The organism is Aquabacterium sp. (assembly GCF_004297345.1).
In the GTDB taxonomy this organism is placed as follows: domain Bacteria; phylum Pseudomonadota; class Gammaproteobacteria; order Burkholderiales; family Burkholderiaceae_C; genus Aquabacterium.
The window spans coordinates 1-6,396 of sequence record NZ_SCTN01000491.1 but is presented as its reverse complement, the minus strand read 5'-3'; the positions used below and the strand labels follow the sequence as shown (position 1 = coordinate 6,396).

Here is a 6,396-nt window from a genome sequence, read left to right as displayed (position 1 = left end):
GGCTGGCAAGTACGCATTCGGCTGGGACTCCGACATGACCCAGTTCGGTCCTAAGGCGCACTTGGCGTCCAGCGTCATCAATTGGGGCCCTTACTACGTGAAGGCCACGAAGGATGCGCTGGAAGGTACCTGGAAGACGGGTGGTGTCTGGTGGGGCGTCAAGGAAGGTGCGATCGATCTTGTCTCGATCTCGGACAAGGTGCCTGCTGACCTGAAGGCCAAAGTGGACACGGTCAAGGCAGGCCTGAAAGACGGTAGCTTCGCGGTCTGGAAGGGCCCGATCCTGAAACAGGACGGCAAGGAAGCCGTGGCCAAGGATGCCGTGGCCGACGACAAGTTCCTGAGCACCATCGACTTCTACGTCAAGGGCGTGGATGGCGCCGTGCCTTCCAGCAAGTAAGCTGCTCTTCCTTGCACTGATCTGATCGACAAGATGACCCAAGCCCGCTTCGCCATTCCCAAGGACAAGTTGCCTGCATTGGTTCAAGCCATGCCCAAGGCCGAGTTGCACATGCACATCGAAGGCTCCCTGGAGCCCGAGTTGATCTTTGCACTGGCCCAGCGTAACGGTGTGGGCTTGAGTTATCCCAGTGTCGATGCCTTGCGTGCGGCCTATGCGTTCACGGATCTTCAGAGCTTTCTGGACATCTATTACGCAGGGGCCTCGGTGCTGCTCAAGGAGCAGGACTTCCACGACATGGCCTGGGCCTACCTGCTCAAGGCCAAGGCCGATAACGTCGTCCACACGGAAATGTTCTTCGATCCTCAAACGCACACCGACCGTGGCGTACCGTTCGAGGTGGTGATCAAGGGCCTGAAAAGTGCCTGCGATCGGGCGAAGGCGGAGTTGGGTGTCAGTGCGTCCTTGATCATGTGCTTTTTGCGGCATCTGTCAGAAGAGGCTGCATTGAAGACGCTGGAAGAGGCCTTGCCTTTCCGTCAGCATTTCATCGGTGTGGGGCTGGACTCCAGCGAGCGCGGCCACCCGCCTGAGAAGTTCGCGCGTGTGTTCGCAAAGTGCAAGGAGTTGGGCCTGCATCTGGTGGCGCACGCGGGCGAAGAGGGCCCGCCTGCTTACATCATCAGCGCCTTGGATGTGCTGCATGTGGAGCGCATCGACCATGGCGTGCGCTGTGTCGAGGACGCAGCCCTGGTGCATCGTCTGGTCAGGCAGGGTACGGCCTTGACGGTTTGCCCGCTGTCGAACGTCAAGCTGTGCGTGTTCAAGAAGATGGCGGATCACAACCTGAAGACCTTGCTTCAGCAGGGCCTGAAGGCGACGGTCAATTCGGATGACCCGGCTTACTTCGGGGGCTACATGAACCAGAACTTCCTGGCCTGTTTTGCCGATCTGGATCTGGATGCGGAAGATGCCTATACCCTGGCACGCAACAGCTTTGAAGCCAGCTTTGTGGATGAGCGGACCAAGGCTGGGTGGATCGGGCAGCTGGATGCGGTGTTTGCGCAGTTTGCGTGAGATTGGTTTGATGCTTCGCTGAGAAGGTTGTTTTCTAGGCTAAACGGGCCGTCAGAGTTTTGCTCTGATGGCCTTTTTTGTGTGTTGGTGGCTGTTTTCTTGCGGGTGTTTTGTGCAACGGGATGACGGCGGCAAGCGCCTGTTCCGCTCCTGACGCGGGCCATCACCGAGCGTGTGGGCCGTCACCTCGTCAACACGAGCCTGCCCATGCCACCAGCCAGGACACCGCGAATGGTCGCTTCACAGTCGCTTGCCGCCGCCATCCCGCGACACACCGAGTTGGGGTTGGAAGCTGCGATCGGTGACCGGTGATATCGCCGCCATGAGCCAAGGTCGGCTGTGTGTTGCGACGAGTGGTCCCACGCTCGCGTACCGAGATGCCAGGGCCTATCGCGTGTGGAATCGTACTAACGCACGAACGTGTCGGGCCTGATGAACCGGGTGGGCGGCTGAAGCGACCATTCGCGGTGTCCTGACTCGTGACCGGCTTGGTTCGTGTTGATGAGGAAAGGATGGCGTGAGGAGGTGGTGGCCCGCGTCAGGAGCGGAAGACGCCCACCCGGTTCATCAGGCCATGCTCAGCGCAAGCATGAAGAAGACACCACCAGCACTAAGCAGTGCTAACTCACACACCCAATTGCTGAGCCAAGGCCGCCACACCCGGCCCGAAGCCATACGCATCCAGCGCCAGATGCCCATGCGTCACGCTGCCATGCAACCGCACCCCCTTCGACGGCACCTCAGCATCCCCTTCAACCGCAGCCCCAGCCGCAAAGTAAAAGGGCAGCCAGTGCTCATCCGTCGGGTGCATCTCGCGGGCGAATGGGGCTTGCGCCCGGTAGTCCAACAGCGCCGGCCAGTCGGCCTCGGCCGTCTTGTCCAACACCCAGGCTCTGAACGCCGCACAGTCCTTTTCCTCAGGCGCGTCCACCGAACTTGGCGAGCCAAAGAAGCGCTGCAGGTTGTGCGTCAGGCTGCCCGATCCAATCACCAGAATGCCTTGCGCACTCAAGCCACGCAGCGCCCGGCCCAAAGCCAGCATGTCGGCTGGCTTCATGTGCGGCATCAAGGAAACCGGCACCACAGGCACATCAACCTGCGGGTACACATGCATCAAGGTCGTCCAGATACCGTGATCAAGCCCGCCCTGCGGCGTGAACTGGGCTGGCAGCCCCGCTTCAGTCAACAAACGCGTGACTTCCTGCGCCAGGACGGGATCCCCTGCGGCCTCATAGCGAATGTCGTAGAGCGGTGCCGGGAAGCCGCCAAAGTCATGAATGGTCTGATGCTTGGCGGCGCCCAGCACAAAGGGCGTGCGCGTGGCCGTGTGCGGCGACATGATCACCACCGCCTTGGGGCGCCCCCACAGGGCGTCAATGGCCGGCCCCAGGCTTTGCATGAACCGCCCGGCCTCGCCCGGCTCGATCGCGATCATCGGTGAGCCGTGGGACAGAAACAGGGTAGGCAAGGGAGTGCCGAACATGCGGTATGGGGTATTCATGATCACAGTCTAACGACGCGGCGGCAGGAACTGCACCGACGACAGCAATGCCAGCACGATGGCCAGGGGCACGGTGGACACATAACCCACATGCTTGAAACCCAGCGCGCCAATCACACCGCCCACGAAAAAGGACAGCACCAGCATCACATGCACTTTCAACTTTTCCTGGTTTACGCGAACCAGTGGCGTGGCGACACTGTCTGGGGTGCGGTTCCAGTACAGCAGCTTGCCCAACTCGATCCCGATGTCCGTGACCAGGCCCGTAACGTGTGTGGTGCGGATTTCAGCGTTGGACACCTTCGTGATCATGGCGTTCTGCAAGCCCATCACGTAGCACAGCAAGGCGACCGTGATGCCCATGGACGTGCCTATCAGGTGGTGCATATAGCCCAGCACCCCGAAGGCCAGCAGCAGTGAGGCCTCAAGCAGCAGGGGCAGCGTGTATTCGTGTCTGGATCGCCTGCGCCGCGCCCAGTTGATCATCACGGCAGAGGTGGCCGCGCCCAGCAAAAAAGCCAGCAGCGAGGTGAACCAGTCCAGAACCAGATCCATGCGACCCAGGGCCAGATCGTCGGCCATGCTGGAGACGACGCCCGTCATGTGCGAGGTGTATTCCTTGACCGCCAGAAAGCCGCCCGCGTTGGTGGCGCCGGCCACGAAGGCCAGCGACAGCCCCAGATGCAGGTTGCTCTGGCGGGTACGCTCCGGGGCTGTGAGCGTCCTGAGGTAATCGACGGGCATGGATAAGTGCGATCTGCAAACTTCGGATTAAGCTGCCATCATCGCGCAATCCGAGCCCGATCTAGCCAGAATCTACCCACATGAGTGTGACGTCCAGCAGCACAACCGTATCCGCATGGCAATGGGCTTTGCTTCAGACCCGGCGTGATCTGCGTGCCAGCAGCATGCGGTTTTTGATCCTGGCGGTGGTGCTGGCGGTGGCGGCGCTCACGGCTGTGGGCTTTTTTGCGGACCGCATCGAGCGGGGATTGAGCCGGGATGCCGCGCAGTTGCTGGGCGCCGATGCCGTGGTGGTGGCCGATCAGCCGGTGCCGGATGCCGTGGTGCAAACAGCGCGGGATCAAGGCTTGCGCGTGGCACAGACCTCCGTTTTCGCCAGCATGGCGCGCGCGCCGGATGAGCTTGGCGGCGATACCCGCCTGGTGGCGCTCAAATCGGTCAGTCCGAACTACCCTTTGCGAGGGCAGTTGACGCTGGGCACCATGGGTGCTGATGGCGTCGTCAAGACCACGGGCAAGGCTCCCACTGGTGGCCCGCCCGCCGGCCAGGCCTGGACTGAACCTGGTCTTTTGCTGGCACTCAATCTCAAAGTGGGCGACGCGCTCTGGCTGGGCGAGGCGAAGTTCCGCATCCAGGCTGTCATCGTGAGTGAGCCCGACAGGGGGGCGGGCTTTGTGGCCTTCTCACCGAGGGTGATGATCCGTGCGGCCGATCTGCCCAGCACGCAACTCGTACAACCAGCCAGCCGCATCACCTATCGTGCGCTGGTGGCTGGGCCTGCCAGAACGGGCGATGCAGACCAGACGCGCATCGCGCCGATGGCCAATGACGGCAAGCAACAGGTGCAAGCCTTCGTGGATGCCGCTCGCAAAGTGGCAGACAAGACCCGTGGCATGAAGATCGAGACCCTGGATGCCGGTCGCCCCGAGATGCGGGCCACCCTGGACCGAGCCGGGCTCTTCTTGCGTCTGGTGGCCTTGCTGGCGGCCTTGTTGTCTGCCGTGGCGGTCGCCCTGGTATCGAGGGACTTTGCACAGCGCCGCCTGGACGATTGCGCCTTGCTGCGCGTGCTGGGCGTGCCGCAGCGCGTCATGGCCTGGTCCTACGGCATCCAGTTCGCGTTGGTCGGCTTGATGGCCAGCCTGGGCGGCCTGCTGTTGGGCTGGCTGTTCCATCTGGTGTTTGTGGCGCTGCTGTCTGATCTGGTGGGCGTGTCTTTGCCCATGGCGGGGTGGCAACCTGTTGCGCTGGGCCTGGGTGTGGGCGTGTTGCTGACCCTGGGTTTTGGTCTGCCGCCCGTCTTGCAACTGACCCAGGTGCCGCCCCTGCGTGTCTTGCGCAGGGACTTGGGCCAGCTGAGACCCATGTCTGCCGCCGTGTGGGGCCTGGGTGGCGCTGCGCTGCTGGCTCTGCTGATGATGGTGGCCCGTGACGTGAAGATGGGCGGCATCGCGCTGGGAGGGTTCGCTGGCGCGGTACTGGTTTTTGCCTTGCTGGGTTTCGCGGCCGTCGCCATCTTGCGATTCTTGGCAGATCAATTGGCGGGCAGGGCGCCCACCTGGTGGACGCTGGGCACCCGGCAACTCACGGCTCAGCCCGTGCAGACGGTTGTGCAGGTCTGCGCCCTGAGCGTGGGTTTGCTCGCCCTGATGCTGCTGATCCTCATCCGCACGGACCTGGTCGCCAGCTGGCGTAATGCCACGCCCCCGGACGCGCCAGATCGCTTCGTGATCAATATCCAGCCGGATCAGGTTGAAAGTTTCCAAGCCACCCTGCGTGATGCAGGCATCAAGCAGTTCGACTGGTATCCGATGGTCCGGGCGCGCCTGATTGGCGTCAACGGCAAGCCTGTGCGGGCCGAGGACTACCCGGAAGAGCGCGCCCAGCGCCTGGTCGATCGCGAGTTCAACCTCAGCTATGCGCAGCAGACGCCGTCTTACAACCCCGTGGTGGCAGGGCGTTATGTTCAGAATGAAGATGATGCCTTCAGTGTGGAGCAGGGCATCGCCAAGACGCTGGGCCTGAAGCTGGGTGACAAGCTGCGCTTCGACATGGCCGGTACGATCCAGGAAGGCCGCATCACCAGCCTGCGCAAGGTGGACTGGTCGTCCATGCGCGTGAACTTCTTCGTGATGGCACCCAAGGCCGACATGCCGCAGTGGCCCGTCACCTACATCACGGCCTTCAAACTGCCCAAGCAGGCCAAGCTCGATCGCCTGTTGGTGCAGAACTATCCCAATGTCACGGTCATCGATGTGTCTGCCACGCTGGCGCAGATCCAGGGGGTGCTCGGCCAGGTGATCACGGCTGTGGAGTTCCTGTTCGTCTTCACGCTGGTCACGGGCCTGATCGTGCTCATGGCTGGTTTGATGACTTCGCGTGAACGCCGAGCGCGGGAGTGGGCCGTGCTGCGCTCCATGGGGGCCACACGGCAGTTGCTGTTCACCGTGCAGCGCATTGAACTGTTGGGCTTGGGCGCGCTGGCTGGCGCCATGTCGGCGTCTGCGGCTTTGGCCATTGGCTGGGGGCTGGCCACCAAGGTGTTCGAGTTCGAATGGAACGCGCCCCTTTGGTGGCCCCTGCTCGGGGCCCTCATCGGGGCGCTGCTGGCCTGGGCGGCCGGGTGGTGGAGCCTGCGCGGCGTGGTCAGCAGGCCGGTGGCGCTGACCTTGCG

At 62.6% G+C, this 6,396-nt stretch carries 5 protein-coding genes; 3 read left to right on the top strand and 2 right to left on the bottom strand.

Going from position 1 to position 6,396, the window contains the following annotated elements:
* Both EPO09_RS18935 and EPO09_RS18930 read left to right on the top strand, forming a co-directional pair.
* On the top strand, positions 1–400 hold a 400-nt coding region (locus EPO09_RS18935; RefSeq protein ID WP_290645556.1), incomplete at its 5' end, for a BMP family ABC transporter substrate-binding protein.
* Positions 401–433: 33 nt separating this feature from the next.
* Positions 434–1,477: an adenosine deaminase gene (locus EPO09_RS18930; protein WP_290645554.1), complete on the top strand. Its 1,044-nt coding sequence runs from the start codon at positions 434–436 to the stop codon at positions 1,475–1,477.
* 625 nt (positions 1,478–2,102) lie between these two features.
* On the opposite strand, the gene EPO09_RS18925 is transcribed toward EPO09_RS18930, so the two are convergent.
* Positions 2,103–2,978, bottom strand: a complete 876-nt coding sequence (locus EPO09_RS18925) for a class III extradiol ring-cleavage dioxygenase (RefSeq protein ID WP_290645552.1) — start codon at positions 2,976–2,978, stop codon at positions 2,103–2,105.
* Positions 2,979–2,987: 9 nt separating this feature from the next.
* Positions 2,988–3,722 carry a YoaK family protein gene (locus tag EPO09_RS18920; RefSeq protein ID WP_290645550.1) on the bottom strand — a complete coding sequence of 245 codons (735 nt, stop codon included), beginning with the start codon at positions 3,720–3,722 and terminating at the stop codon, positions 2,988–2,990.
* A gap of 80 nt (positions 3,723–3,802) precedes the next feature.
* Between EPO09_RS18920 and EPO09_RS18915 the strand changes: the two genes are divergently transcribed.
* The coding region (locus EPO09_RS18915; RefSeq protein ID WP_290645548.1) for an FtsX-like permease family protein at positions 3,803–6,396 on the top strand (2,594 nt) is incomplete at its 3' end.

Coding starts and splice junctions, on each gene's coding strand:
- EPO09_RS18925 (WP_290645552.1), bottom strand. CDS start 2,978: ATGAATACCCCATACCGCATGTTCGGCACTCCCTTGCCTACCCTGTTT.
- EPO09_RS18930 (WP_290645554.1), top strand. CDS start 434: ATGACCCAAGCCCGCTTCGCCATTCCCAAGGACAAGTTGCCTGCATTG.
- EPO09_RS18920 (WP_290645550.1), bottom strand. CDS start 3,722: ATGCCCGTCGATTACCTCAGGACGCTCACAGCCCCGGAGCGTACCCGC.